The sequence below is a fragment of the Microbacterium insulae genome (genome assembly GCF_042677065.1).
In the GTDB taxonomy this organism is placed as follows: Bacteria; Actinomycetota; Actinomycetes; order Actinomycetales; family Microbacteriaceae; genus Microbacterium; species Microbacterium insulae.
Genome location: NZ_JBHTII010000002.1, coordinates 1 through 23,915, shown reverse-complemented (window position 1 = coordinate 23,915; position 23,915 = coordinate 1). Strand labels below are relative to the sequence as shown.

The following is a 23,915-nucleotide window of genomic DNA, read 5'->3' as shown; positions in this document are numbered from 1 at the left end:
CTCGGCGCATGGATGCACCCGCCCCACCGGACCTGCGCGTCGTGCCGGCCAATGAAGCCACCTGGGACGACCTTCAGGCGATCCTCACGGGCACGGCGGGTCGCTGTCAGTGCCAGCGACAGCGCCTTGGCGACCGCGACTGGTGGCACATGCCCGAAAGCGAGCGGGCGGCCATCCTTCGGGCCGAGACGCACTGCGACGACCCGCGCGCGACCGAGACGATCGGCATCGTCGCGTACGACGCGGAAGTCCCCGTCGCTTGGTGCGCGATCGACCGGCGGAGCGTGTTCGGCCGCCTCCGCGGCTCCCCCGTGCCGTGGGCGGGCCGCGACGAAGAAAAGGACGACGAAACCGTGTGGGCGATCGCCTGCATGATCGTGCGCAAAGGTCACCGCGGACGCGGGCTCACGTATCCGCTCGTGGCCGCCGCGGTGGACCATGCGCGCGACCGGGGCGCGAAGGCCGTCGAGGGCTACCCGCTCCTCACCGGAGGATCGCAGGTGATCTGGGACGAGCTCAACGTCGGCCCGCTGGGTCCGTTCGCGGCCGCGGGATTCCGCGAGATCACGCACCCGACGAAGCGCCGGGTGGTCGTGCGCGTCGACCTGTGACCTTCCACCCCGGCGGAACCTTCACCCCGGCGGGGTGACGCGGCGTCTTTCCGACCGCAGAACGATGGAGTCGCTCCGGGTCGCACCTCGCCGCGGCCCACCTCCGGAAGGAAACATCATGTCGGATTCGCAACAGCGTTCGGGCTGGGCCGGCTGGGCCGTCTTCGCAGGGATCGTCCTCATCGTCGCCGGCGCCTTCGACGCGCTCCTCGGTCTCACCGCGATTCTCGCGCCGGCCGAGAAGTTCATCGCCGCGGGTGACGCCTACATCCTCCTCTTCAACGTCGTCGGGTGGGGCTGGTGGCACCTCATCATCGGGCTGGCGCTGGTCCTCGTGGGCATCTTCGTCCTGCGCGGAGCCGCGTGGGCGCGAGTGATCGCGATCATCCTGGTCGCGATCAACGCCATCAGTCAGCTCGCGCTCCTCGGCGTGCAGCCGTGGTGGTCGATCGCCGTCCTCGCCCTCGACGTGATCATCATCTACGCGCTCACGGTGCACGGCCGGGAGCTCAAGGACTGACGCAGACGCCACCTCATCGAAACAGCGCCGCACCCCATCCGGGGTGCGGCGCTGTTTCGATGCCCCGACCCCCCTTGAAACCGCTCTCATGGATTAGTTACTGTCCTGTAAGTAGGCGGCGCTCCCTGCCGCGCGACATCCCTCGACGAAGAGAGGACCTTCGCATGACGAAAACCGCCCCCCACCGCACGGTGACTCGGCTCGCCGCCGCCGTCAGCGGCGTGGCGCTGATCGCGGGCGCACTGATGGCGTCCCCCGCCAACGCTGCGCCGCCCCGCCCCGTCGACCCGTTCGACCCGGACTTCGGCCCGAATGTCACGGTCTACGACCCCGAGACCCCCGTCGACGAGATCGAAGCCGATCTCGCCGCACTCGCCGACCAGCAGCGCGACGCCGAGATGAGCGAGGTCCGCAAGGCGGTGCTGTTCGAGCCCGGCCAGTACGGCACGGCCGACAACCCGCTGCAGTTCGAGGTGGGCTACTACACCGAGGTCGCCGGACTCGGTTCGTCGCCGGGCGACGTCGACGTCAACGGCTCCGTCGAGGTCTACAACCGCTGCCTGACCGCGGACAACTGCATCGCCCTCGTCAACTTTTGGCGCACGATCTCCAACCTCTCGCTCCAGATCAACAGCCTCGGAGATGACGGGTGTCGCGGCAGCGCCAACTTCTGGGCGGTGTCGCAAGCCGTCTCCATGCGCCGCCTCGACATCTCTGGCGCGAATCTCTCCCTCATGGACTACTGCACGGCCGGTCCGCAGTTCGCGAGCGGGGGGTTCATCGCCGACTCGCGGCTTCCTTACGTGGTCAGCGGCTCGCAGCAGCAGTGGCTGACCCGCAACACCGAGGTGGCCGGCTGGTCGAACGGCGTATGGAACCAGGTCTTCTCGGGCGTCGTCGGCGCGCCGGACGACGCCGGATTCCCCGACCCTCCGTATACGACGATCGACGAGACCCCGCTCAGCCGGGAGAAGCCGTACCTGTACGTGGACGCCGACGGAAAGTACAACGTCCGCGTTCCCGAGGTCCAGCAGGACTCGCGCGGAGTGAGCTGGGCGGACGGAATGACGCCGGGGCGCAGCATCCCGATCACGGACTTCTTCATCGCCAAGCCCGGCGACTCCGTGAAGGACATCAACAACGCGCTCGCGCGCGGCCAGCACCTGCTGCTCACGCCGGGCGTCTACGACATCGCCCAGACGATCGATGTCAAGCGCGCGGGCACCGTCGTCCTCGGCATCGGGCACGCGACCCTCACGGCCGTGGGCGGTGCTGTTCCGATGGAGGTGAAGGATGCGCCGGGCATCGTCATCGCGGGTGTCACGATCGACGCCGGCTCCGAGCTCTCCCCCGTGCTGCTGCGCGTCGGAAAGGCGAGGGGCGGCAAGCCCCTCGGCGCCGCCGACCCGATCACCCTCAGCGACGTGTACTTCCGCGTCGGCGGACCGCACATCGGCAAGGCGACGACGGCGCTCGAGGTGAACTCCGACAACGTCCTCATCGACCACACGTGGGTGTGGCGCGCGGATCACGGCGTCGAGGGGTTCACCGAGGGTGTGAACGGAGACACGCAGCGCTGGCAGACCAACACGGGCACGAACGGGGTGATCGTCAACGGCGACAACGTGACTGCGACGGGCCTCTTCGTCGAGCACTTCCAGCGCTACAACACTCTCTGGAAGGGTGAGAACGGCCGCGTGATCCTGTACCAGAACGAGCTGCCCTACGACCCGCCCACTCAGGCGGACTGGACGCAGCGCGACGGCACGCTCGGCTACCCGGGCTACGTCGTGGCCCCCGACGTGAAGAAGCACCGCCTCGACGGTGCGGGCGTCTACGTGTACAACCAGAACAACCCGTCCATCATCACCGCGAACGGATTCTCGGTCCCCGAGCGCCCGGGAGTGCAGCTGCACCACATCATGACGGTGAACCTCAGCGCGGGGACGATCCAGCACGTGGTGAACGGTGTCGGCGGGCAGGCCGACAACTCCAACACGGGCACTCCGCAGTACATCGTGGACTACCCCGCCCCGTAGGGCTGGACCGGATGCCTCGTCCCGGCCGATCGCGCCGGGATGAGGCATCCATCGCCTTCAGCGCAGGTCGGCGCGACCTATCATCGTCCTCATGTCCCTCGCCTCGGCCAATCGCCCGCCCCGTGCCGCAGAGCGCCCGCGAGATCTCAGCCGACCGCTGCCCGCGAGCCTCAGCTGGAGCGTTCTGATCGTCTTCGTCGCGTCGTTCGCGGTCGCGTTCTTCGTGCTGGGGCTGCCGTGGTGGCTTCCCGGGCTCTACGTCGTGCTGAGCCTCGTCGCCCTCGCCGTCTACGGACGCGACAAACGCGCCGCGCGGCGGGGTCGACCCCGCGTATCCGAGCAGAGTCTTCTCCTTCTCGGGGCGCTGGGTGGCTGGCCCGGCTCGATCGTGGCTCAGCGGGTGTTCCGTCACAAGACTCGCAAGCGATCGTTCCGCCGCGCCTTCTGGACGACCGTCGTCCTCAACGTCGTGACGCTGGCGGGCTTCCTGACTCTCGCGATCGTGCAGGGCTGGACCCTGGAGCTGCCAGCTCTCGCCGGTGTGCTCGGACTCTCCTGATCCGCACATCCGCCCCGATACCCCGGCTGTGCCAGGGAATCACCAGAGCGGGTGGATGGCCTCCCGCAGGCGCCGGTCGTACACGTCGCGCACGACGCGATCGAAGGCGGCGATGTCGAAGCCGTCGTCGAGCAGGTCTGCCGCGGCTGCATTCGCCTCGGCCTGGCGCACGTTGCGGGCTCCGGGGATCACCGACGTGACGCCCGGCTGCGCGGCGATCCACGCCAGCGTCGCCGCGGGGAGCGAGACCCCGTCCGGTAGCGCGGCGGTGAGCTCGGCCGCGGCATCCAGCCCGACCTCGTAGTCCACGCCCGAGAACGTCTCGCCGCGATCGAACGCCTCGCCGTGGCGGTTGTACGTGCGGTGGTCGTCGTCGGCGAACGTGGTCGCGGCGGTGTACTTGCCCGAGAGCAGGCCCGACGCCAGCGGGACGCGCGCGAAGATCGCGACTCCTGCCGCCTCGGCTGCGGGCAGCACCTCGTCCAGCGGCTTGAGACGGAACGGGTTGAAGATGATCTGCACATTCGTCACGTTCGGCCGCGAGATCGCGGCGAGCGCCTGCGCGGTCGTCTCGACCGATACTCCATAAGCCGCGATCGCCCCGTCTGCCACCAGTGCGTCCAGCGCCTCGTAGGTCGCGTCATCCTCGATGACGGCCGTCGGCGGGCAGTGCAGCTGCACCAGATCAAGGGTCTCGACCCCGAGGTTCGTTCGGGAGCGGTCGGTCCACGCACGGAAGTTCTCGGGCGTGTAGTTCTCGGGTTCCTGGGCGAGCCGGCGACCCATCTTGGTCGCCACCGTGATGTCGTGGCCGCCACGGCCGGCGAGGAACCGCCCGATGATCGACTCGCTGCGCCCATCGCCGTAGACGTCGGCGGTGTCGAACAGGGTCACTCCGCGATCTGCGGATGCCGCGAGCACGGCACGCGCGTCCTCCTCGCTGACGGCACCCCAGTCGGCGCCGAGCTGCCAGGTGCCGAGGCCGACCGCCGAGACCGCGCGTCCGGTCCGGCCGAGAGGACGGTGCTGCATGGGGTTCCCCTTCGTATGGCCGCGGATCCTGCGGCGTGATCCAGCATGGCACGGGCGGGCGACATCGGGTTCGGAGCCCGATCCCGCTTCACCCCCGCCTGCTGGTGCGGGCAACGACGAAGCCCCGGCAGATCCTCAGATCTACCGGGGCTTTCTCTGTCGGGATGACAGGATTTGAACCTGCGACCCCTTGACCCCCAGTCAAGTGCGCTACCAAGCTGCGCCACATCCCGATGCCCGGCCGGAGCGCGGACAACTCCCCCATCCTACCCGGTCCCCGGACGCGCCGCGAACCGGCGCACCACACGTCACGGCGCCTGCTTCGCCCATGTCGGTCGCCCGGAGTACCGTCGCCGCATGCCTCAGATCACCATCGAGCCCGCGACCCCCGACCGGTTCGCCGATGCGCAGCACACCTGGGAAGGGGGCGGCGATGGGCGGAGCTGCCAGTGCCAGTGGTGGACGATCACGAACACCGAGTGGAACGCGTCGACGGCGCAGGAACGCGAGCAGCTGTTCCGCGACGAAGTCGAGACCGGGCCCCCACCCGGGCTCATCGCGTATGTCGACGGCGAACCCGCCGGGTGGGTGCGAGTCGGGCCGCGTACCCGCCAACGCCGACTCGCGCGCACGCGCAACTTCTCCGCACATTCGCCAGAACCGTGGGACGACGAGACGGTGTGGGCGGTGAGCTGCTTCGTGGTCCGGAGGGAGCACCGCGGCAAAGGCCTCAATGAACGCCTCCTCGAGGCCGCGATCGGATTCGCAAAGGAGGGCGGCGCGCGCACGATCGAGGCCTACCCGTTCGATCCGGATCAGGGGCGGAAGAAGTCGTCCAACGAACTGTTCCATGGCCTGCTGACGACGTTCCTCGGGGCGGGCTTCCACGAGGTCGCTCGTCCGCGCGCGGACCTCGCCATCGTGGAACTCGAGCTCGCGGGATGACGGTTACCGAATTAACCCGCGAGGACTCCCACATCGGCGTTCGGCATGCGACGATGGACTCTCTTGTGCCCGCACATCCGAGGGGGAGTATGTCGCGGCTCTGGATCGCCTTCATTCCGTTCGCCTTCGCGTCGGTCGTCCACGTCTGGACCCTCGCCGTCGACGCCACCGACGCCGCCGGGCCGACGAAGCTCATGCTCATGCCGTTCCTCGCTCTCGCGGTCGTCTGGGCGGGGCACCGCGAGTGGACGACCGCTCACACCGTCCTCGTGACGGCGATCGGCCTGGCCTGGATCGGTGACGGCGCCGGCCCCCTGTTCCCCGGCGCAGACACCCTTCCGCTCATGCTGCTCTTCTTCGCGCTGGCCCACCTCTGCTACATCTGGCTGTTCTGGCGCGTGCTCCCGGTCCGTCGTCTTCCCTGGTGGGCAGCGATCTATGCCGCGTGGTTCGTCACTCTTCTCGCGGTGCTCTGGAACGACCTCGGCGCGCTCCTCGTTCCCGTGGCCGCCTACGGTCTGCTCCTCGCCGGAACCGCCGCGAGCGCGGCGCGGTGCCACCCCCTCATCGCTTCCGGCGGCGCGTCCTTCCTGCTCGCCGACTCGGTGCTCGCGTTCGAGCTCTTCCGCCCGGAGGCCCTCCCGGCGTGGTCGAGCCCCGTGGTGATGACCATGTACTGCCTCGGGCAGGGCCTCCTCGCCGCCGGGGTCATCGTCTCCGTGCGGGAGCGGGCGGTTTCGAGTCAACCGTCGACGGTCAGGGCCGAGGCGATCGCGTGACTCCCGAGGCGATCGCGTGACCGAGGCCGCCCGCGTGGACGCGTGGCTGTGGGCGGTCCGCGTCTACAAGACCCGGTCCGCAGCGACGACGGCCTGCCGCGCAGGACACGTCCGCGTGAACGGCGAACGGGCGAAGGCTGCTCAGCCAGTCCGCCCTGGCGACGAGCTGCGAGTGCGCATCGCGGGCTTCGACCGCATCCTCGTCGTGCGACGCCCGATCACCAAGCGTGTCGGCGCGGCGATCGCCGCCGAGGCGGTCGAAGACCGCACGCCGCCCCCGCCGCCACGCGAGCTCACGGCGTTCGTTCCCGTCCGCGACCGCGGGGCCGGACGACCGACCAAACGCGAGCGGCGCGATCTCGAGCGGCTCCGGGGCCACTGAACCGGCTACCGTCTACCCGATCACATCCCGCAGCCACCGTGGCCCGCGTACCGCAGCCGCGGCATCCACCACACGATCGCGCAGCCCGCGATCGCTCGTGACGACTGTCACGACTCGGCCCGCGGTCACCAGCCGCTGCGTCTCGGCGACGATCGCATCATCCCCGGATGCCTCGGCCCGCACGACGTGCACGCCCGGTGCATCGCCGGCGGCGCGGGCCTGGCCCTCGAGCACGACGCTCCACTCGGGGAACCAAGACTCTTCGGAAAGGTCGAGGGCGGACGCCGGAACCCCGCCCGCAGCCAGAGCGGCGACGTCCGAGAGCAGGCGCTCCGCGGCCCTCGCGCGATCGCGCCACCACCCGTCCGGCACCGAGCCGACCACATCGGCGGCGTCGACGACGATCGCCGGCCTCGTGCCGAGCAGCGCCCGGAGCCGCTCCCACGACGCCGCGAATCCCGGGTGGAGTGGATGCCGCGCCACCTCGTCGACCGGAACCCACGCGAGTTCGCGGCTCTCCGGGTCGCTGATCGTCGGCTCGAACGGTGTGGCGACGTCTCCGACCAGCGTCGTGTAGCTCCAGTAGCCGAGATCGAGCACCGACAGCACACGTGGCCGGATCGAGGCATCCGGAACACCCGCCTCTTCCGCGGCCTCGCGCAGAGCGGCGTCGCACGCGGACTCGCCCTCGTGCCGCGCACCGCCCGGCAGCGCCCACGTGTCGCCGAAGTGACTCCACGACACGCGATGCTGCAGCAGCACTCCGCGCTCGGGGTCGACGGCGAGCAGACCCGCGGCGCCGAACCTGCCCCAGTACCGCTCCCCCGTCGGCGCGACAACCCACGCGTCACCGGCGTCGCGCGGCCCGGTGGGCCGGCGGGGCTCACCAGGCGCAGGGGGCTCGATCGTCACGGTGCCAGCCTGTCACACCGACGGGACCGGTCAGCGCTGGCGCCGCTCCCGGACCCGCATGTTGACGACGATCGGCGACCCTTCGAAGCCGTAGATCTCTCGCAGGCGACGCTGGATGAACCTGCGATACCCGGGATCGAGAAATCCGGTCGTGAACAGCACGAACGTCGGCGGCCGGGTCGCGGCCTGCGTTCCGAACAGGATGCGAGGCTGCTTGCCACCCCGCACCGGGTGCGGATGCTCGTTCACGAGCTCTGTGAGGAACGCGTTGAACTTGCCCGTCGGGATGCGCTGGTCCCACGACGCCAGCGCGGTCTCGAGGGCGGGCACGAGCCGGTCGAGATGACGGCCGGTGCGCGCCGAGATGTTCACGCGCGGCGCCCACGCGACGTGGGCGAGGTCCTGCTCGATCTCGCGCTCGAGATAGCGTCGGCGATCCTGACCGTCCATGTCGTCGTCGTTGAGACGGTCCCACTTGTTGTACGCGATCACCAGCGCACGGCCGGACTCCAGCACGAGGTCGATGATGTTGAGGTCCTGCACGCTGATCGGCTGGGTCACGTCGATCACGACGATCGCGACCTCGGCTTTCTCCAACGCGGCCGACGTCCGCAGCGACGCGTAGAAGTCGGCACCCTGCTGGAGGTGCACACGGCGGCGGATCCCGGCGGTGTCGACGAGGCGCCACAGCTTTCCGCCGAGCTCGACGATCTCGTCGACCGGGTCGCGCGTGGTGCCCGCGAGCTCGTTGACAACGACCCGCTCCTCGCCGGCCGCCTTGTTGAGCAGCGACGACTTGCCGACGTTGGGACGCCCGAGGATCGCGACGCGGCGCGGGCCGCCGATCTCGGCCTTGGCCACGGCGGACACATCCGGCAGCACCTTCATGATCTCGTCGAGGAGGTCCGCGACGCCGCGCCCGTGGATGGCCGACACGGGGTGCGGCTCCCCCAGTCCCAGGTTCCACAGGGCCGCGGCCTCGGGTTCCTGGCGGGCATCGTCGATCTTGTTCGCCACGAGGAAGACCGGCTTGCCGCTCTTGCGGAGCAAGCGCACGACATGCTCATCGGTGGAGGTCGCCCCAACCATCGCGTCCACGACGAAGAGGACGACGTCGGACAGATCGATCGCGACCTCCGCCTGCGCCGCGACCGAGCGGTCGATCCCCCGCGCGTCGGGCTCCCACCCGCCGGTGTCCACCAGCGAGAACCGGCGATCCATCCACTCGGCCTTATAGGTCACGCGGTCGCGCGTCACGCCCGGCGTGTCCTCCACGACCGCCTCACGGCGCCCGAGGATGCGGTTCACCAGCGCGGACTTGCCGACGTTCGGACGCCCGACGATCGCCACGACCGGCAGTGCCGGGAGGAGCTCGATGCCGTCCTCGCCGCGCGCGACGCCGGCCAGGATGGCCGCGTCCTCGTCATCAAGGTCGTAGTCGTCGAGACCGGCCCGCAGCGACGCCGCTCGCTGCTCGACGAGCTCGTCGTCGAGGGCGGAGAGATTCTCGGCGAGGTGGTCCTCGCCGGCTTCGTACTCGTCGTTTTCGGGGTTGTCAGCGGCCATCGTTCGCTCCCGTGGGTGCCGGGACCGTCGCGTGGATCACGCCGATCACGGCATCCACGGTCTGATCGAAGTCGAGGTGGGTGGAGTCGACGACCTCGACGCCGGGCGCGGCGGTGAGGAAGTCGACCACGGCGGAGTCGGACGCGTCCCGCTTGTGCAGAGCGGCGGCGACGTCAGCGGCATCCTGCCCGGTCAGCTCCGCGGAGCGGCGGGCCGCGCGTACCTCCGGGGCGGCGGTCAGCAGGATCCGCACGGGTGCGTCGGGTGCCACGACCGTGGTGATGTCGCGTCCTTCGATCACCACGCCGGGGCGACCGGATGCCGCCACCAGCGCCCGGAAGAGCGTGTTGACGGCCTGCCGCACCGCCGGGACGCGTGCGACGCCGCTGACGGCCTCGGAGACGCGCGGCTCGCGGATCGCTTGGGTCACGTCCGCGGCGCCGACGCGCACCCAGAACGCGTCGGGATCCAGCGAGATCGCGTAGTCGAAGTCGCCCATGAGCTCCAGGACCGCGGTGGCGTCGGACGTGTCGATGCCGCGCTCGAGGGCGTGCCAGGCGAGCGCGCGATACGCGGCGCCGGTGTCGAGGAACCCGTACCCGAGCCGGCGTGCGACCTGCCGGGACACGCTGGACTTGCCGCTCCCGGCGGGCCCGTCGATGGCGACCACGAACGGCTCGCCGCCGACGATGGTGAGGTCAGTCATTGGTGGTGCTCGCAATCTTCCAGCCGCGGGCCTGCAGGCCCTCCACGGCGCGCCGGACCGCACGGGGCACGACGCTGATCTCGGCCAAGCCGAATTGGGCGCCCGGAGAGTGCTCCAGGCGAAGGTCTTCCACGTTCACGTCGAGCTCGCCGAGCTCCCCGAACAAACGGCCGAGCTGGCCGGGCGTGTCGTCGACCATGACGACGACCTGCTCGAAGCGACGGTTCTGACCGTGCTTGCCCGGAAGGCGCTCGACGCCCTCGTTCCCCCGTCGGATCGTGTCGGCCACCGCCCGGCGCGCACCGGGTGCGTCGGGGCTGCGCAGCGCGTCGGCGACCGTCGCGAGGTCGGCCGCCAGCTCATCCAGCACATCGACGACGGGCGCTGAGTTGGCTCCGAGGATCTGGACCCACAGCTCGGGGGCGGATGCCGCGATCCGCGTGGTGTCCCGCACCCCCTGTCCGGCGAGGCTCAGCGAGCCGTCGGGCGCTTCGACGAAGCGGCCGGCGAGGAGACTCGCCACGAGTTGCGGCACGTGGGACACGAGCGCGACGGCGCGGTCGTGCTCCTCGGGGCTCATCTCGATCGGCGTGGCCCCGAGGTCGAGAGCGAGGGCCTCGACGACGGCGAGGTCGCCCGTGCTCGTCTCGTCGTCGCGGCAGACCACCCACGGACGGCCGATGAAGATGTCGGCGCGCGCCGAGATCGCTCCGCCGCGCTCTCGCCCGGCCAGCGGATGCGAGCCGATGTAGTGCGTGAGGTCGACGCCGCGATCGCGGAGCGCGCGCAGGGGCTCCAGCTTGACGCTCGCGACATCGGTCACCACGGCCTGCGGGAAGCGGGCGAGCTCGCGCTCGATGACGTCTGAGGTCACATCCGGCGGCACGGCCACGACCACGAGCGAAGGCTCGTCGTCCGCTTCGGCGCGGCGGCCCGCACCGTAGTCGACGGCGAGCCGCAGCTGCGCGGGCGACGTGTCATCCAGCGCGACGTCGACCCCGAGCGCAGTCAGGGCGTGCCCGATGCTCGCGCCCAGGAGGCCGGCGCCGACGATGCGCACGGTACCCTGCACGCGCGCGGCGCGCGCGCGTGCAGACATCGTGGACTCGGTCACTCGTTCTCCTGATCGCTCCGCGGGTCGGAGCCGTCGCGAGGCTCGGGCGCATCGCCCGTCGCGCGACGCGCGAGAGTCAGCAGAGCACCCCGCTCCACCTTAGTCAACTCGCGTGCGCGCCCGGCTGGCAGCGTTCCCAGGTGGAGCGGGCCGAATTGGCGCCTGACCAGTTCGACGACCGGATGCCCCACCTCGGCCATCATGCGGCGCACGATGCGGTTGCGTCCCGAGTGGAGGGTCAGCTCGACGAGCGATCCCCCTCCCTCGGTCGACGACGACAGCAGGCGCGCCTTGTCTGCCGCGATCCGGCCGTCCTCGAGGTCGATCCCCCGGAGGAGCCGCTGAACGGTCTGCGGCGTGACGCGTCCTTCCACCTTCGCGATGTAGACCTTGGTCACACCGAACGACGGATGGGCCAGCACGTGCGCGAGTTCGCCGTCGTTGGTGAGCACGAGGAGCCCGCTGGTCTCGGCATCCAGCCTGCCCACGTTGTAGAGGCGCTCTGGCCACTCATTCGTGAACCGTCGAAGGTCCGGGCGGCCGCGCTCGTCCTTCATGGAGCTCACCACGCCCGTCGGCTTGTTGAGCATGACGTAGCGCTTGGACTGATCCAGCTGCACCGCGGTGCCGTCCACGTCGACCAGGTCGTTCTCGGGGTCGATCCGCGACCCGAGTTCGGTGACGACCTTCCCGTTCACCCGCACCCTGCCCTCGACGATGAGCTGCTCCGCGACACGGCGTGACGCCACACCCGCGGCCGCGAGCACCTTCTGCAGCCGTACGCCCTCGGGGGCGGTGAAAGGATCGCGATCGCTCATCGCCGCGCCTCCTCGTCGAAGCCTTCCGCGCCGTCGTCCAGCAGTGGCGAGATAGGCGGCAGCTCGTCGAGCGAGTTGATGCCGAGGTTGACCAGCAGCGCGTCGGTCGTCCCGTAATTGATGGCACCGGTCTCGGCATCCGTGAACAGCTCGGTGATGAGCCCGCGAGCGAGCAGCGTGCGCACGACCGAGTCCACGTTCACGGCGCGGATCGAGGCGACCTGACTGCGCGTGACGGGCTGCTTGTACGCGATGACGGCGAGGGTCTCCAGCGCGGCCTGCGAGAGCCGCGACGGGGCCTGCGCGTTGATGAACTCGCCGACGAGGTCGTCGTGCTCCTCGCGGACGTAGAGTCGCCATCCGCCGCCGACCTCACGCAGTTCGAACCCGCGCACCGGGCCACCGGTGAGTCCGTCGTAGTCGGCGACGAGCCCCTCGATCGCCTGCCGCACCGCGGGGACGGGCGAGCCCACCGCGGCGGCGAGGCTCACGAGACTCTGCGGCTCTTCGACGACGAGCAGGATCGCCTCGAGCCGCCGCGCGACGTCGGTCGTGTGCGCGGGCGGCGCCGGGGTATCGAGGGGTTCAGCGGTCATAGTCGGCTCCCAGGGTGGCGAGGTTCTCGTCGGACCAGCGCTGCGCGCTCCAGCGCAGTGTGAGCTCGCCCAGCGGCTCGAGCTGTTCGAAGGACAGTGCGGCGTGTCGATAGAGCTCCAGCACCGAGAGGAAGCGCGCGACGACGACACCTGGCTGCGTGACGCCGGCGACCAGCTCGCGGAAGCTCAGGGTCCCGGCATCCCTCAGCAGCGTCACCACGACGGCGGCCTGCTCACGGATGCTCACGAGCGGGGCGTGGAGGTGGTCGAGCCCGACGTGCGGGATCTCCTTCGGCGTCATCGCGAGGAGGGCGAGCGCGGCGAAGTCGTCGACTGTGAGAGTCCAGACGAGTTCGGGCACCGCTCGCCGGTACTTCTCGTCGAGGCGGACCGAGCGCGTGTGCCGGCGATCCTCGCGGCGGAGGCAGCGCTCGAACCACGCCGAGACCTCCTTGAACGCGCGGTACTGCAGCAGCCGTGCGAACAGCAGGTCCCGTGCCTCGAGCAGGGCGACGGACTCGGCGTCGACCAGCTCGCCCTGCGGGAGGAGACCGGCCACCTTCATGTCGAGGAGTGTCGCGGCGACCACGAGGAACTCGGAGGCCTCCTCCAGCTCCTCGTCCGGTCCGAGCTCGCGCAGATAGGCGATGAACTCGTTCGTCACGAGCGAGAGCGAGATCTCGGTGATGTCGAGCTCGTGCTTCGAGATGAGGGTCAGCAGCAGGTCGAACGGGCCGTCGAACCCCGCGAGCGAGACGCGGAAGCCGTCCGCCCCCGCATCGGCCGGGGCATCCCCTGTTCCGCCGGAGGTCGACGGAACGGCACCGAGGGGCTCTCGGTCAGGCGACGGCGCCACGGGCGACCAGCTCCCGCGCGAGCCGCAGATACGCCTGTGCAGCCGCGTGCTCGGGCGCGAACTCGGTGATCGGCATGCCCGACACCGACGCGTCCGGGAACTTCACGGTGCGGCCGATGACCGTCTCGAGGACGTCGTCCCCGAAGGCGTCCACCACGCGCTCGAGCACCTCGCGGGAATGCAGCGTGCGCGGGTCGTACATCGTGGCGAGCACGCCGTCGAGCGTGATCGTCGGATTGAGCCGGTCGCGGACCTTGTCGATCGTCTCGATCAGCAGCGCCACCCCGCGCAGCGCGAAGAACTCGCACTCGAGCGGGATGATGACCCCGTGGCTGGCGGTGAGCGCATTCACCGTGAGCAGGCCCAGGGAGGGCTGGCAGTCGACGAGGATCACGTCGTAGTCCGGTGCCAGACGGCGCAGCGCGCGTGCCAGTGTCTGCTCGCGGGCGACCTCGTTGACCAGATGCACCTCGGCCGCGGACAGGTCGATGTTCGCCGGGATCACGTCGAGGCCGTCGACGCGCGTCTGCACGACGACCTCGTGCGGGTCGCGCTTGCTGTCGAGCAGCAGGTCGTAGATGGTCGGGATCTCATGGGTCGGGATGCCGAGCCCGGCCGAGAGCGCACCCTGCGGGTCGAAGTCCACCGCGAGCACGCGTCGGCCGTAGTTCGCCAGCGACGCCGCGAGGTTGATGGTCGTCGTCGTCTTGCCGACGCCGCCCTTCTGGTTGCACAGCGAGATGATGCGAGCGGGACCGTGACCGTCGAGCTTGGGCGGAGTCGGGAAACCCTGATACGGGCGCCCGGTGGGACCGATCGGCGTGTCGTCGCCTGAGGCCTTCGTCGCGCCCCGCTTGCTGCCCGCCACAGACTCTCCTGACTTTCCCATGCCGTGCACCGATTCTAGTCACGGTGCGGCCCCGCACCCCGGAACCGTCAGCGGGCGCGCGGATGAGAGGTCACGTAGACGTCGCGGAGGGCGTCGACCGAGACGTGCGTGTAGATCTGGGTCGTCGCGACGGACGCGTGCCCGAGCAGCTCCTGGACCACGCGCACGTCGGCTCCGCCCTGCAGCAGGTGCGTGGCGAACGAGTGACGCAGCGTATGCGGCGAGACGTGCGAGGTGAGCTGCGCACGCTCTGCGGCGTCGTGGATGATGAGCCACGCGCTCTGCCTCGACAGCGGAGCACCGCGCGCACCGAGGAACAGCTTGGGCGTCGCGCGACCGCGCCGCGAGAGCTCCGGACGTGCTCGCGTCAGGTACGCCTCGAGGGCGGCGCGCGCGTAGGACCCGACCGGCACGATCCGCTCCTTGGAGCCCTTGCCCCTCACCCGGATCACATCGCCGTGGGCGAGGTCGTCGACGTCGAGCTGCACGGCCTCCGAAACGCGCGCGCCGGTGGCGTAGAGCAGTTCGAGCAGGGCGCGGTCCCGCAACCCGATGAGGTCACCGGCCGGTGCACCCGCGGCGCCGTCGGGTAGGGCCGGCGCCGGACCCGCCGCGTCGAGAAGCGACTCGACCTGGTCGATCGTGAGCGCCTTGGGCAGGCGGCGGGGCTGCTTCGGCGGCCGGAGCCGTGCCGAGGGGTCGGAGGACTCGATGCCCTCGCGCGCCAGGAAGCGGTGGAGCCCGCGCACCGAGGACTGAAGACGGGCGAGCGAGGACGCCGCGACAGGCGGCTGAGCAGCGGCGCGCTCGGCCGCGAACGTCGCGACGACCTCGGGCGTCACCTCCGTGGAGTCGGCGATGCCGCGCTCCGCCAGCCAGGCCACGTACCCCGTGAGGTCGCGACGGTAGGCCGTGACGGTGTTCTCCGACAAGCCGCGCTCGATCGAGATGTGACGCAGGTAGGCGTCCATCGCGCGCTCGAGCCGCACGTCACACCCCGGGAACGCCGCCCGCGACCTCCGCGGCCGCGCCGCGCAGGCGCTCGGCCGCGGCGAGCGCCCCCACCGCGAGGATGCCGTTGCGCAGGCGGCCCGAGAGCACGCCGGCGACGACGTCGGCCAGCGGCATCCACTCGATGCGGATGTCAGCCTCCTCGTCCTCGCGAGCATACGTCTCGCCTGCCGACGACAAGCCCCGTGCGAGGAACAGGTGCACGACCTCGTCGTTGCCGCCGGGGGTGGTGAAGATGCTCACGAGGGGCTCCCACGACGTGGCGGTGAGGTCCGCCTCCTCGGCGAGCTCGCGCACGGCGGTCTGCTGCGGCGACTCCCCCTCGATGTCCAGCAGTCCGGCGGGGACCTCCCAGTCGCGGTGGCGGATCGGGTGCCGGTACTGCTGGATGAGCAGCATCCGGTCGCGCTCGTCCAGCGCGACGATCGCCGCCGCACCCGGGTGGTCGACGTACTGCCGGACGATCCGCCCGCCGTTGTAGGCAACGGTGTCGCTGCGCACGTCCCACACGCGCCCCTCGTACACGAGGTCGCTGTCGAGCACCTCCGCCGAGACGGGCTCGTCGGACAGCGGCGCGCTCACGGAGTCAGTCATTCTCGACGTCGAACAGCTCGCTCGACCGGTGGCGCTCGAGCGCGGCACCCACGAGACCCCGGAAGAGCGGGTTCGCGTCGGTCGGGCGCGAGCGCAGCTCGGGGTGGGCCTGCGTCGCGATGTAGTACGGGTGGACATCGCGCGGCAGCTCGACGTACTCGACGAGATCGAGGTCGGGGTTGATCCCCGAGAACACCAGGCCCGCCTCGGCGATCCGATCGCGGTAGCGGTTGTTGACCTCGTACCGGTGACGGTGGCGCTCGGACGCCGTCGTGGCGCCGTACACCTCGGCCGCGATCGATCCCTCGGCGAGAGCCGCGGGATAGAGGCCGAGCCGCATCGTGCCCCCCAGGTCACCGCTCTCGAGGATGTCGATCTGCTCCTCCATCGTCGCGATGACCGGGTGCTCGGTGTCGGGGTCGAACTCGCTCGAGGACGCATCCTGGATCCCCGCGACGTGACGGGCGTACTCGATCACGATGCACTGCAGGCCGAGACAGATGCCGAGCGTCGGAATGCCCTGCTCGCGTGCGAACTTGAGCGCCCCGATCTTCCCCTCGATACCGCGGATGCCGAAGCCGCCCGGGATGACGATGCCGTCCAGCGGCGCGAGCGCCTTCGCGGCGCCCTCGGGGGTCTCGCACTCGTCGGACGGGATCCACCGGATGGTGACGTGGGTCTCCTGCGCGAATCCGCCGGCCTTGAGCGCCTCGGTCACGGACAGGTAGGCGTCGGGCAGATCGATGTACTTGCCCACGAGACCGATCGTGACCTCGTGCTTGGGGTTGTGGACCGCCTGGAGCACCCGCTCCCATCGCGACCAGTCCACCTCCGCCGCCTTCGACAGACCCAGCGCCCGGACGAGGTACTCGTCGAGACCCTGCTCGTTGAGCATCGACGGGATGTCGTAGATGCTCGGCACGTCGACGGCGTTGACCACCGCCTCTTCGTCGACGTCGCACATGAGGGCGATCTTGCGCTTGTTCGACTCGGTCACCGGACGATCGCTGCGCAGCACGAGCGCGTCGGGCTGGATGCCGATCTGACGCAGTGCCTGCACCGAATGCTGCGTCGGCTTGGTCTTCTGCTCCCCCGAGGCGCCCATGAAGGGAACGAGCGACACGTGCACGAAGAAGACGTTGTTGCGGCCGAGCTCATGGCGGATCTGGCGCGCGGACTCGATGAACGGCTGGGACTCGATGTCGCCGACCGTGCCGCCGATCTCGGTGATGATCACGTCGGGCCGCGGCTCTTCGGACGCCTGCAGACGCATGCGGCGCTTGATCTCGTCGGTGATGTGCGGGATCACCTGCACCGTGTCGCCGAGGTACTCCCCGCGCCGCTCGCGCGCGATGACCTGCGAGTAGATCTGACCCGTCGTGACGTTCGCCGCCTGGCTCAGCTCGATGTCGAGGAATCGTTCGTAGTGCCCGATGTCCAGATCGGTCTCGGCGCCGTCGTCGGTGACGAAGACCTCGCCGTGCTGGAACGGGTTCATGGTTCCCGGGTCGACGTTGAGATACGGGTCGAGCTTCTGCATCACGACCCGGAGTCCCCGCGCGGTGAGCAGGTTTCCGAGGCTGGCGGCGGTGAGGCCCTTGCCCAGAGAGGAAACGACACCACCGGTCACGAAGATGTGCTTGGTGGTGTCGTTCGAAGAGTCGCCGCGGGAAGAACCAGAAGTCTGCATCACGGGCTTTTATCCTATCTCACGTCGGGGGGTCGAGCCTGAGCGAACGCGCCACGGTGGAGGCGACGCGGCGCTGTCGCGGGCGACGGGCCGGCTCATACGACCTCCGCTCGAAGGCCGAGGAGTTCGCGGGCGTGCAGGAGCGCGGCATCCGAATCCGGCATCCCCGACAGCAGCCGGGCCATCTCCGCCTCGCGGTCCGCCCCCTCGAGGCGGCGGACGTCGGACGCCGTGACCGAATCCCCCGTCTCCTTGACGACCGTGAGGTGGTTGGTGGCGAACGCCGCGACCTGCGCGAGATGTGTCACGGCGATGACCTGCGACGACTGCGCGAGTCTCGCCAGGCGACGCCCCACCTCGATCGCGGCCGCACCGCCGATCCCGGCATCCACTTCGTCGAAGACGAACGTCGGGACGGGGTCGACGGCGGCGATGACGACCTCGATGGCGAGCATGACGCGGCTGAGCTCACCGCCCGAGGCGCCGCGCGAGACCGGGCGGGGGACGGCGCCAGGATGGGGAGCGAGGAGGAGGGAGACGTCGTCGCGCCCGAAGGCGGACTCGGCGCCCGGCGAGACCGAGACGGTCAGGCGCGCATCGGGCATCGCCAGTGCGCGCAACTCTTCGGTGACGGCCTCTCCCAGCCGCTGGGCGGCGGCGGTGCGGGCGGCGGTGAGCAGGTCGGCCGCTTCATCGAGGGCGGATGCTGCAGCCTCCCGCTCCGCCGAGAGACGCTCGACGCGCTCGGAGTCGTCGTCGAGCTCGGCGAGCCGCGCCGAACCGGTGTCGAGCAGATCGATCGCCGCCTCGAGCGAGCCGTGGACGCGAACGAGCGTCGCCAGCACGGCCCGGCGCTCCTCCACCGCGGCGAGTTCGTGAGGGCCGGATTCGTCGAGATCCGCGAGGTACCCGGCCAGCGCAGCGGCGACGTCCGAGGTGCGATAGCCGAGGTCGGCCACCTGGCCCGCGAGGTCCTCGAGCGCCGGGTCGTGGACTCGCTCGAGTGCGCGCCGGGCCTCGGCCAGCAGCGACGCCGCGTCGGGCTCGCCGTCGCCGGAGAGCGCGTCGTGCGCGATCGCCGCCGCGGCGCGCAGCTCCTCGGCGTTGGCGAGCCGCTCCGCCCGTGCCGAGAGCTCGGCGTCCTCGCCGGGGCTCGGTGCCGCCTGTTCGATCTCGGCGACCTGGGCGCGCAGTTCGTCGGCCTCTCGCGCGCGGGCCTCGCGATCATCGGTGAGTTCGGAGAGCTCGCGATCGACCGCGCGCCACCTTTCGTACGCGGTGCGGTAGCCGGCCAGTGCCGACTGCACGGGCGCGCCTCCGAAGCGGTCGAGCGCGTCGCGCTGCGCCGCGGCGCTGCGCAGTCGCAGCTGATCGGACTGACCGTGGACGACGACGAGGTCGTCGGCGAGATCGGCCAGCACCCCCGCCGGAGCCGTTCGTCCGCCCACCGAGGCGCGTCCGCGCCCTTCGCTGGAGATCGAGCGCCCCACGAAGAGCTCCGCCCGGCCGTCGCCCAGCGGCTCCAGGTCTCCGCCGGCATCCCGCACGCGATCGGCAACCGCACCCTGCTCGGGGACGATCCACACGCCGTCCACCGTCGCCTGGCTCGCCCCCGAGCGCACGGCGCCCGAGTCGGCACGCTGACCCAGCAGGAGCCCGAGACCCGTGACGACCATCGTCTTGCCCGCACCGGTCTCGCCGGTGATCGCGGTGAATCCAGGGCCGATCGGGAGCGTCGCCTCGGCGATGACGCCGAGATCCCGCAGCCGCATCTCCTCGATCATCCAGGCGCCCCCGCGATGGCGGCCGGCCCGCGCCAGCCCTCCACGGGCAGCCGGAACTTGCGCACGAGGCGGTCGGTGAAGCGCGCGGGGTGCAGCCGCGCGAGCCGGACGGGTCGCTCGGAGCGGCGCACGACGACGCGCGCGCCCGGTGGAAGATCGTGCGAGCGCCGGCCGTCGCACCACAGGATCCCGACGCCGTTGGTGCGTTCGAGCACCTCGATCGCCACCGCGTGCTCGGGGCCGACAACGAGCGGCTTCGCGAAGAGCGCATGGGCCGACAGCGGCACGACCGAGATCGCCTCCACCGTCGGCCAGATCACCGGACCGCCCGCGGAGAAGTTGTAGGCGGTCGAGCCCGTCGGAGTGGACACCACGACGCCGTCGCATCCGAACGACGACAGCGGGCGTCCGTCGACCTCGATGACGACCTCCAGCATCCGCTCGCGGCTGGCCTTCTCGACCGTCGCCTCGTTCAGCGCCCACGTCTCGTAGAGCACGGAGTCCGCGGCATCCTTCACCCGGACCGAAAGTGCGAGCCGCTCCTCGACCTCGTAGTCGCGGGCGATGACGCGGCGCACCGCGTCGTCCATGTCGTCGCGCTCGATCTCGGCCAGGAAGCCGACGTGCCCCATGTTGATGCCGAGCACGGGCGCCGTGCCGTCGCGCACGAGTTCGGCCGCGCGAAGGATCGTGCCGTCGCCGCCGAGCACGATGGCGAGCTCGATCTCGGACACCGGCACGTCCTCGCCGAGCACGCTCACCTCGCCGAAGGAAGGGATCACCGCCGACAGCTCGGCGCGGTCGTCCGCCGCCAGGACGGGGCGGGCGCCAGCCCCCCGCAGCGCCGCGACCACGCGTTCGGCAGCGAAGACGGTGTCGTCGCGATGGGCGTGCGCGACGACGAGGATGTTGCGCTCGGCGCGGTCATCGGGGTCGGTCATCGGGCTCCCGCCAGTCGGTTCACGGTGCTCAACCATTCTGTCGGATTGGTCCCCCGCGCCGGCGCGAGGTGCGCGATGTACTCGGAATTGCCGTGCGTCCCGGCGATCGGGGAGGCGATGACCCCGCACGTGCCGAGGCCCGCGTCCCAGGCCGACCACAGCACTCCCGCGACGGCGTCGGCGCGAAGACCGGGATCGGTCACCAGGCCGCCCTTGACCGACGTGCGGCCCACCTCGAACTGGGGCTTGACCAGGAGGACGAGATCCCCGTCGTCGTCGACGACGGCGCGCGCGGCGGGCAGGACGTGCGTCAGCGAGATGAACGACAGATCGCCGGTCACGACCGACGGGGCCGCCGCGATGCCGCTGGCCTCGGCGAGGGAGGCGGCAGTCATGTGCCGCACGTTGAAGCCCTCGATCGATACCACGCCGCGGTCGGCGGAGATGGATGCCGCGAGCTGCCCGTGTCCGACATCCACTGCGATCACCGGCTCGGCGCCCCGCTCGCGCAGCACCTGGGTGAATCCGCCGGTCGATGCGCCCATATCGAGCGCGAGCCGGCCGCGGACATCCACTCCGAACGCGCCCAGTCCGGCGATGAGCTTGTGCGCGGCGCGGCTCACGTAGTGATCCGCGCCGGCGACCTCGATGACGGCCTCCTCCGGCACGGCCGTCGACGCCTTCACGACCGGCCTGCCGTCGACGGAGACCAGTCCCTCCGCGATGAGCGTCGCCGCGTGGGTGCGCGAGCGGGCGAGCCCCCGGGCCGCGAGCGCGGCATCGAGACGCGCGGTCACGGGGCCGCCGGATCGGCGGGAGCCGCCTCGAGTCGGCGGGCGAGGGTGTCGTGCAGCGCCTCGTAGGCGTCGGCCCGCGTGACCAGCGGCTGCGCTTCGATGACCTCGAGGGTGGACAGCAGATCGCCGGGATCGATTTCGCGGGACGGATCTGGCTGCACCATCACCCCAGGATACGGCGAACCTCCGTCGCAGCCCGGCGACTCAGGGACGGTGGAACGGATCCGCGTAAAGCTGCTCGGGAACGCGGAACCCGAAGATGGCGCGCCCGGTCGACCAGATCGCTGCGGCGCCGGCCCGCAGCAGGTCGATCGGACGGTCGCCCTGAGACAGGATGCGGACGTCGGGTCCGTCGATCTCGACGGCCGCGCCCCGCACGGTCGCCCGCGAGTTCACGACGACGACGTCCGGGTACGGCTCGTGCAGTTCGCGCAGATCGCCGAGGATGAAGGTGGGCTGCGAGCCCTGCGGAGCGGCGAGGACGTGCTTGGGTCGGTCGATTCCCGTCAGCACGAGCGCTGAGGGGATGCCCGCGCGATTCGCCCCGAGGATGTCGGTGTCCAGGCGGTCTCCGAGGAAGATCGGATGCTGTGCGCCGAAGCGGGCGACCGCCTCTTCGAAGATCGGCACCTCGGGCTTGCCCGCGACCGTCGCCAGGCGGCCGACCGCGGTGTGCACCGCCGACACGAGGGTGCCGTTTCCCGGAGCCACCCCACGCGCTTGCGGGATCGTCCAGTCGGTGTTCGTGGCGATCCACGGGATGCCGCCGTCTTCCTCCGGCACCTTGAGCGCGAAAGCCGCCTCCGCCAGCTGCGTCCAGCCGACCTCGGGGGCGAACCCCTGGACGACGGCTGCCGGGGCATCCTCGGCCGACCGCGTGACGATGAAGCCCGCCTTCGTCACCTCGTCGACCAGTCCCTCGCCCCCGACCACGAGGATCTTCGAGCCCGGCGCCACCCGGCGCGAGAGCAGGCGCATCGCCGCCTGCGGACTCGTCACCACGTCCGCGGGTCGGGTGGAGAGGCCCAGTTCCGACAGATGCGCCGCCACCGAGGCATCCGTTCGCGAAGCGTTGTTGGTGATATAGCCGATCGCGCGGCCCTCGCGCGCGCGGTTGAGGCTCTCCACCGCGTGCGGCAGCGCGCCCGCACCCGCGTACACGACCCCGTCGAGGTCTGCGAGGACGACATCGACGCCGTCGAGCGGAGCGGCCGGCTGCGCGCGGCGTCCGAACAGCGGCATCAGCGGGCGGTGCCTTCGTCGTCGACGGCGCCCGTCGAGCCGTCCTCCGCGCCAGGCGCCTCATCGACCCCGGCATCGGCGAGGATCTCGGCGACCTCGTCCTCAACCGTCAGCGAGGTGGATGCCGCTCCCCCGCCGTCGTCGTGATCGCGGACTCCCTCCGCAGTCGGGGCGTCTTCGCCTGCGGCCTCGGCAGTCGGGTCGTCCTCGGCGTCGGGCTCTGCCGGGGCGTCGTCGGTTTCGGAGTCGGCGTCGTCGATCTCGAAGATCTCGTCGACGAAGACCGTCTCCAGATCGCCCGCGCCGTGGGCCGCGTCGATCGCGTCTTCGGCCACCTGCGCCCGCTCGGTCCAGCGAGCAGCCTCCTCGGTTCGGCCGAGTTCCTCGAGCACGGTCGCCCGTGCGGAGAAGAGCGCCGGGCTCCACTCGAACGCGCGATCAGGGTCGAGCTCGGGGATGTCGAGCTCTTGGAGCGCCCGCTCGGGCTGACCGAGATCGAGGCGCGCGCCCGACATGGCGATCGCAAGACTCACGCGGACATCGGTGGCGAGCGAGGCCCGGTCCACGCCCCGACCGACCTCGAGTGCCCGGTCGGGGCGTCCTACTCCGCGCTCACTGTCGACCATGAGCGCGATCTGGTCATCCTTGCCGGAGATGCGGCGGTACGTGCGCAGCTCACGGAGCGCGAGAGCGTAGTCCCCCGTCGCGTATGCCGTGATGGCCAGGGTCTCTCGCACGATGGCGATCCGGCCGGCGCGCCGCGATGCCGACAGCGCATGCTGATGCGCCAACGCGGGGTCGTCGTCGATGAGCTCTGAGGCCATCACGAGATGCCGCGCCACCTGCTCGGCGTTCTCTTTGCTCAGCGTCTTGAGCTCGTTTCGCGCGCTCGGGTGCAGATCCTTCGGTGTGACCTCGTCAGGAATGACTGGGTCGTCGTGGCGAGGCCGGACCGGACGGATCTCCTCCGGCCGAGTGGCACGATCCGGGCGCCCGGCTCCGCCCCGAGTGGGTCGATCCGGCCGGCCAGCACGCTGGGAGCCACGGTCTCCGTCGCGGCTCGCATACGGCTTGCGGTCACCGTCGCGCTTCTCGTAGGGCTTCCGCTCGCCATCGCGCTTCGGGTACGGCTTGCGGTCACCGTCGCGCTTCTCGTAGGGCTTCCGCTCGCCATCGCGCTTCGGGTACGGCTTGCGATCACCGTCACGGCTCGCGTACGGCTTGCGGTCACCGTCGCGCTTCTCGTACGGCTTGCGGTCACCGTCGCGCTTCTCGTACGGCTTCCGCTCGCCATCGCGCTTCGGGTACGGCTTGCGGTCACCGTCGCGCTTCTCGTACGGCTTCCGCTCGCCATCGCGCTTCGGGTACGGCTTGCGGTCACCGTCGCGCTTCTGAAAGGGCTTCCGGGATGTGGATCCGTGGGTCGAAGACGGCCTGTCACTCGCACGTCCGGTCGACGAGCGATCGCCCGACCCGTCTCGCGGCTCCTGCTCGGCCATATCTCGATCCTTCCGATACCCGTGATCTGATCA

General features: G+C 70.5%; 25 protein-coding genes and 1 tRNA gene. 7 read left to right on the top strand and 19 right to left on the bottom strand.

Features of this window, described 5'->3' with window-relative positions; genetic code table 11:
• The first annotated feature begins 8 nt into the window (after positions 1 to 8).
• The 4 genes from ACFQ0P_RS12630 to ACFQ0P_RS12615 all read left to right on the top strand — a co-directional run bounded on the left by ACFQ0P_RS12630 (position 9) and on the right by ACFQ0P_RS12615 (position 3,729).
• On the top strand, positions 9 to 611 hold the full coding sequence (locus tag ACFQ0P_RS12630; RefSeq protein ID WP_204979025.1) for a GNAT family N-acetyltransferase: 603 nt from the start codon (positions 9 to 11) through the stop codon (positions 609 to 611).
• A 118-nt stretch (positions 612 to 729) separates the two neighbouring features.
• Positions 730 to 1,131, top strand: a complete 402-nt coding sequence (locus ACFQ0P_RS12625) for a DUF7144 family membrane protein (RefSeq protein WP_204979024.1) — start codon at positions 730 to 732, stop codon at positions 1,129 to 1,131.
• Between the two features lie 164 nt (positions 1,132 to 1,295).
• Complete coding sequence (locus tag ACFQ0P_RS12620; protein WP_204979023.1) at positions 1,296 to 3,170, top strand: adenylyl cyclase; 1,875 nt, start codon at positions 1,296 to 1,298, stop codon at positions 3,168 to 3,170.
• Positions 3,171 to 3,261: 91 nt separating this feature from the next.
• Positions 3,262 to 3,729, top strand: coding sequence for a DUF1294 domain-containing protein (locus tag ACFQ0P_RS12615; protein WP_204979022.1), 468 nt, complete (start codon positions 3,262 to 3,264; stop codon positions 3,727 to 3,729).
• 39 nt (positions 3,730 to 3,768) lie between these two features.
• On the opposite strand, the gene ACFQ0P_RS12610 is transcribed toward ACFQ0P_RS12615, so the two are convergent.
• Together ACFQ0P_RS12610 and ACFQ0P_RS12605 are read right to left on the bottom strand one after the other, a co-directional pair.
• Positions 3,769 to 4,761, bottom strand: coding sequence for an aldo/keto reductase (locus ACFQ0P_RS12610; RefSeq protein ID WP_204979021.1), 993 nt, complete (start codon positions 4,759 to 4,761; stop codon positions 3,769 to 3,771).
• 159 nt (positions 4,762 to 4,920) lie between these two features.
• Positions 4,921 to 4,994 (bottom strand) — tRNA-Pro (locus ACFQ0P_RS12605).
• Positions 4,995 to 5,118: 124 nt separating this feature from the next.
• On the opposite strand from ACFQ0P_RS12605, the gene ACFQ0P_RS12600 reads away from it, so the two are divergent.
• From ACFQ0P_RS12600 to ACFQ0P_RS12590, 3 genes are all read left to right on the top strand, one after another.
• Positions 5,119 to 5,706 (top strand): GNAT family N-acetyltransferase, encoded by a 588-nt coding sequence (locus ACFQ0P_RS12600; RefSeq protein WP_204979020.1) that lies wholly within the window; start codon positions 5,119 to 5,121, stop codon positions 5,704 to 5,706.
• An 89-nt stretch (positions 5,707 to 5,795) separates the two neighbouring features.
• Complete coding sequence (locus ACFQ0P_RS12595; protein ID WP_204979019.1) at positions 5,796 to 6,485, top strand: lysoplasmalogenase family protein; 690 nt, start codon at positions 5,796 to 5,798, stop codon at positions 6,483 to 6,485.
• Between the two features lie 16 nt (positions 6,486 to 6,501).
• The gene (locus ACFQ0P_RS12590; protein ID WP_204979018.1) at positions 6,502 to 6,867 is read left to right on the top strand and encodes an RNA-binding S4 domain-containing protein; all 366 of its coding nucleotides are present in this window, start codon (positions 6,502 to 6,504) and stop codon (positions 6,865 to 6,867) included.
• A 12-nt stretch (positions 6,868 to 6,879) separates the two neighbouring features.
• Here the strand turns inward: ACFQ0P_RS12590 and ACFQ0P_RS12585 are convergent, their stop codons facing one another.
• From ACFQ0P_RS12585 to ACFQ0P_RS12505, 17 genes are all read right to left on the bottom strand, one after another.
• Entirely contained in the window at positions 6,880 to 7,779 is a 900-nt protein-coding gene (locus tag ACFQ0P_RS12585) for an NUDIX domain-containing protein (RefSeq protein ID WP_204979017.1), read from the bottom strand.
• A 30-nt stretch (positions 7,780 to 7,809) separates the two neighbouring features.
• Positions 7,810 to 9,345 (bottom strand): ribosome biogenesis GTPase Der, encoded by a 1,536-nt coding sequence (der, locus tag ACFQ0P_RS12580; RefSeq protein WP_204979016.1) that lies wholly within the window; start codon positions 9,343 to 9,345, stop codon positions 7,810 to 7,812.
• Complete coding sequence (gene cmk, locus ACFQ0P_RS12575) at positions 9,335 to 10,051, bottom strand: (d)CMP kinase (protein WP_204979015.1); 717 nt, start codon at positions 10,049 to 10,051, stop codon at positions 9,335 to 9,337. Before cmk ends, der begins: the two co-directional genes overlap by 11 nt.
• Entirely contained in the window at positions 10,044 to 11,150 is a 1,107-nt protein-coding gene (locus ACFQ0P_RS12570) for a prephenate dehydrogenase (protein WP_204981401.1), read from the bottom strand. Before ACFQ0P_RS12570 ends, cmk begins: the two co-directional genes overlap by 8 nt.
• A gap of 11 nt (positions 11,151 to 11,161) precedes the next feature.
• The gene (locus ACFQ0P_RS12565) at positions 11,162 to 11,983 is read right to left on the bottom strand and encodes a pseudouridine synthase (RefSeq protein WP_204979014.1); all 822 of its coding nucleotides are present in this window, start codon (positions 11,981 to 11,983) and stop codon (positions 11,162 to 11,164) included.
• A complete protein-coding gene (gene scpB, locus ACFQ0P_RS12560) occupies positions 11,980 to 12,579 on the bottom strand; it encodes an SMC-Scp complex subunit ScpB (protein WP_204979013.1) in 600 nt (199 codons plus the stop codon). Before scpB ends, ACFQ0P_RS12565 begins: the two co-directional genes overlap by 4 nt.
• Positions 12,569 to 13,435, bottom strand: a complete 867-nt coding sequence (locus tag ACFQ0P_RS12555; protein WP_204979012.1) for a segregation and condensation protein A — start codon at positions 13,433 to 13,435, stop codon at positions 12,569 to 12,571. The genes scpB and ACFQ0P_RS12555 overlap by 11 nt, the downstream gene beginning before the upstream one ends.
• Positions 13,419 to 14,324, bottom strand: coding sequence for a ParA family protein (locus tag ACFQ0P_RS12550; RefSeq protein ID WP_378772455.1), 906 nt, complete (start codon positions 14,322 to 14,324; stop codon positions 13,419 to 13,421). The genes ACFQ0P_RS12555 and ACFQ0P_RS12550 overlap by 17 nt, the downstream gene beginning before the upstream one ends.
• Positions 14,325 to 14,371: 47 nt before the next feature.
• Positions 14,372 to 15,313 (bottom strand): site-specific tyrosine recombinase XerD, encoded by a 942-nt coding sequence (xerD, locus tag ACFQ0P_RS12545; RefSeq protein ID WP_204979011.1) that lies wholly within the window; start codon positions 15,311 to 15,313, stop codon positions 14,372 to 14,374.
• A gap of 1 nt (position 15,314) precedes the next feature.
• Entirely contained in the window at positions 15,315 to 15,929 is a 615-nt protein-coding gene (locus tag ACFQ0P_RS12540) for an NUDIX domain-containing protein (RefSeq protein WP_204979010.1), read from the bottom strand.
• Complete coding sequence (locus ACFQ0P_RS12535; RefSeq protein ID WP_204981398.1) at positions 15,922 to 17,619, bottom strand: CTP synthase; 1,698 nt, start codon at positions 17,617 to 17,619, stop codon at positions 15,922 to 15,924. Before ACFQ0P_RS12535 ends, ACFQ0P_RS12540 begins: the two co-directional genes overlap by 8 nt.
• Positions 17,620 to 17,714: 95 nt before the next feature.
• A complete protein-coding gene (gene recN / locus ACFQ0P_RS12530) occupies positions 17,715 to 19,403 on the bottom strand; it encodes a DNA repair protein RecN (protein ID WP_204979009.1) in 1,689 nt (562 codons plus the stop codon).
• Positions 19,400 to 20,344, bottom strand: a complete 945-nt coding sequence (locus tag ACFQ0P_RS12525) for an NAD kinase (RefSeq protein WP_204979008.1) — start codon at positions 20,342 to 20,344, stop codon at positions 19,400 to 19,402. The genes recN and ACFQ0P_RS12525 overlap by 4 nt, the downstream gene beginning before the upstream one ends.
• Positions 20,341 to 21,141 (bottom strand): TlyA family RNA methyltransferase, encoded by an 801-nt coding sequence (locus ACFQ0P_RS12520; RefSeq protein ID WP_204979007.1) that lies wholly within the window; start codon positions 21,139 to 21,141, stop codon positions 20,341 to 20,343. Before ACFQ0P_RS12520 ends, ACFQ0P_RS12525 begins: the two co-directional genes overlap by 4 nt.
• Positions 21,138 to 21,305 carry a hypothetical protein gene (locus ACFQ0P_RS12515; RefSeq protein ID WP_204979006.1) on the bottom strand — a complete coding sequence of 56 codons (168 nt, stop codon included), beginning with the start codon at positions 21,303 to 21,305 and terminating at the stop codon, positions 21,138 to 21,140. The genes ACFQ0P_RS12520 and ACFQ0P_RS12515 overlap by 4 nt, the downstream gene beginning before the upstream one ends.
• Before the next feature lie 40 nt (positions 21,306 to 21,345).
• Positions 21,346 to 22,383: an HAD-IIA family hydrolase gene (locus ACFQ0P_RS12510; RefSeq protein ID WP_204979005.1), complete on the bottom strand. Its 1,038-nt coding sequence runs from the start codon at positions 22,381 to 22,383 to the stop codon at positions 21,346 to 21,348.
• A complete protein-coding gene (locus ACFQ0P_RS12505; RefSeq protein WP_378772448.1) occupies positions 22,383 to 23,882 on the bottom strand; it encodes a primosomal protein in 1,500 nt (499 codons plus the stop codon). Before ACFQ0P_RS12505 ends, ACFQ0P_RS12510 begins: the two co-directional genes overlap by 1 nt.
• Between the last annotated feature and the right edge of the window lie 33 nt (positions 23,883 to 23,915).

Excerpts from the sequence above, each read along its gene's own strand:
- ACFQ0P_RS12600 (WP_204979020.1), top strand. The coding sequence starts at position 5,119 with ATGCCTCAGATCACCATCGAGCCCGCGACCCCCGACCGGTTCGCCGAT.
- der (WP_204979016.1), bottom strand. The coding sequence starts at position 9,345 with ATGGCCGCTGACAACCCCGAAAACGACGAGTACGAAGCCGGCGAGGAC.
- ACFQ0P_RS12625 (WP_204979024.1), top strand. The coding sequence starts at position 730 with ATGTCGGATTCGCAACAGCGTTCGGGCTGGGCCGGCTGGGCCGTCTTC.
- scpB (WP_204979013.1), bottom strand. The coding sequence starts at position 12,579 with ATGACCGCTGAACCCCTCGATACCCCGGCGCCGCCCGCGCACACGACC.
- ACFQ0P_RS12620 (WP_204979023.1), top strand. The coding sequence starts at position 1,296 with ATGACGAAAACCGCCCCCCACCGCACGGTGACTCGGCTCGCCGCCGCC.
- ACFQ0P_RS12505 (WP_378772448.1), bottom strand. The coding sequence starts at position 23,882 with ATGGCCGAGCAGGAGCCGCGAGACGGGTCGGGCGATCGCTCGTCGACC.
- ACFQ0P_RS12515 (WP_204979006.1), bottom strand. The coding sequence starts at position 21,305 with ATGGTGCAGCCAGATCCGTCCCGCGAAATCGATCCCGGCGATCTGCTG.
- ACFQ0P_RS12535 (WP_204981398.1), bottom strand. The coding sequence starts at position 17,619 with ATGCAGACTTCTGGTTCTTCCCGCGGCGACTCTTCGAACGACACCACC.
- ACFQ0P_RS12570 (WP_204981401.1), bottom strand. The coding sequence starts at position 11,150 with ATGTCTGCACGCGCGCGCGCCGCGCGCGTGCAGGGTACCGTGCGCATC.
- ACFQ0P_RS12550 (WP_378772455.1), bottom strand. The coding sequence starts at position 14,324 with ATGGGAAAGTCAGGAGAGTCTGTGGCGGGCAGCAAGCGGGGCGCGACG.
- ACFQ0P_RS12615 (WP_204979022.1), top strand. The coding sequence starts at position 3,262 with ATGTCCCTCGCCTCGGCCAATCGCCCGCCCCGTGCCGCAGAGCGCCCG.
- ACFQ0P_RS12565 (WP_204979014.1), bottom strand. The coding sequence starts at position 11,983 with ATGAGCGATCGCGATCCTTTCACCGCCCCCGAGGGCGTACGGCTGCAG.
- cmk (WP_204979015.1), bottom strand. The coding sequence starts at position 10,051 with ATGACTGACCTCACCATCGTCGGCGGCGAGCCGTTCGTGGTCGCCATC.
- ACFQ0P_RS12525 (WP_204979008.1), bottom strand. The coding sequence starts at position 20,344 with ATGACCGACCCCGATGACCGCGCCGAGCGCAACATCCTCGTCGTCGCG.
- ACFQ0P_RS12610 (WP_204979021.1), bottom strand. The coding sequence starts at position 4,761 with ATGCAGCACCGTCCTCTCGGCCGGACCGGACGCGCGGTCTCGGCGGTC.
- ACFQ0P_RS12595 (WP_204979019.1), top strand. The coding sequence starts at position 5,796 with ATGTCGCGGCTCTGGATCGCCTTCATTCCGTTCGCCTTCGCGTCGGTC.
- recN (WP_204979009.1), bottom strand. The coding sequence starts at position 19,403 with ATGATCGAGGAGATGCGGCTGCGGGATCTCGGCGTCATCGCCGAGGCG.
- ACFQ0P_RS12630 (WP_204979025.1), top strand. The coding sequence starts at position 9 with ATGGATGCACCCGCCCCACCGGACCTGCGCGTCGTGCCGGCCAATGAA.
- ACFQ0P_RS12510 (WP_204979005.1), bottom strand. The coding sequence starts at position 22,383 with ATGCCGCTGTTCGGACGCCGCGCGCAGCCGGCCGCTCCGCTCGACGGC.
- ACFQ0P_RS12540 (WP_204979010.1), bottom strand. The coding sequence starts at position 15,929 with ATGACTGACTCCGTGAGCGCGCCGCTGTCCGACGAGCCCGTCTCGGCG.